Genomic DNA, 645 nt, shown 5'->3' with positions numbered 1-645 from the left:
GGCGACACCCGCCGGCTTGGTGGTCCCGTTCGTGTTCGCCAGCCGGTCGAGAGGATCGCCCGGCCGGGTACACGTCGTCGACGCCGTGGTCTCGGTCTGACCGTACGCGGTGAAGATCTCATCGACTCCCAGCACCTCGAGCATGTCGGCCCACATGCTGGCGGAGTGCGCGGCCCCGGAGGAGAACATCGTCCGCAGCGACGACAGGTCGTGGTCGCCGGTCCGTGCCGCGTCGAGCACCATACTGGTCATCGCCGGGACGCAGATCAGCTCGTCGATACGGTGGCGGGCGATGTCCCGCAGGGTCTGCTGGGCGTCGAACGTCGCGTGCGGGCAGATCGCCCCGCCGACGAACAGCGCCGCGATCAGGCCCTCGACGTAGCCGAAGACGTGGTAGATCGGCAGCGCGAACAGGATCCGCCGGCCGTCCTCGAAGGCGCGGGTGTAGGCGCTGGCGTACGCGGTCCGCAGGACGGCGTCGTGCTGGAGCATCACGCCCTTGGCCGCACCGGTGGTGCCCGAGGTGTACAGCAGGTCGGAGACGGCGTCGGGATCGGCTGCCACGGTGCGTGACCGCACATCCTCCTCGCTGATCCCACGGCCGAGCTCCACGAGCTCGCTCAGCGGCCGGCCGCGGGCCGGCTC

General features: G+C 70.5%; 2 protein-coding genes (both cut by a window edge). Both read right to left on the bottom strand.

Features of this window, described 5'->3' with window-relative positions; translation table 11 throughout:
• Nucleotides 1–564, bottom strand: partial view of an AMP-binding protein gene (locus FrCorBMG51_RS34460; RefSeq protein ID WP_476742109.1) — the 5' portion only. It extends 378 nt beyond the left edge of the window; only the first 564 of its 942 coding nucleotides appear in the window; it begins with the start codon at nucleotides 562–564; its stop codon lies beyond the left edge, outside the window.
• A gap of 56 nt (nucleotides 565–620) precedes the next feature.
• A protein-coding gene (locus FrCorBMG51_RS29315; RefSeq protein WP_047221904.1) for an AMP-binding protein crosses the window boundary here: on the bottom strand, nucleotides 621–645 show its end. The gene runs 539 nt beyond the window's last position; the window shows 25 of its 564 coding nt (coding positions 540–564); its start codon lies beyond the right edge, outside the window; the stop codon is at nucleotides 621–623.

The sequence above is a fragment of the Protofrankia coriariae genome, from assembly GCF_001017755.1.
GTDB classification, from domain to species: Bacteria; Actinomycetota; Actinomycetes; order Frankiales; family Frankiaceae; genus Protofrankia; species Protofrankia coriariae.
The sequence above is the reverse complement of the archived record's forward strand: the minus strand, read 5'-3'. Positions and strand labels throughout refer to the sequence as shown.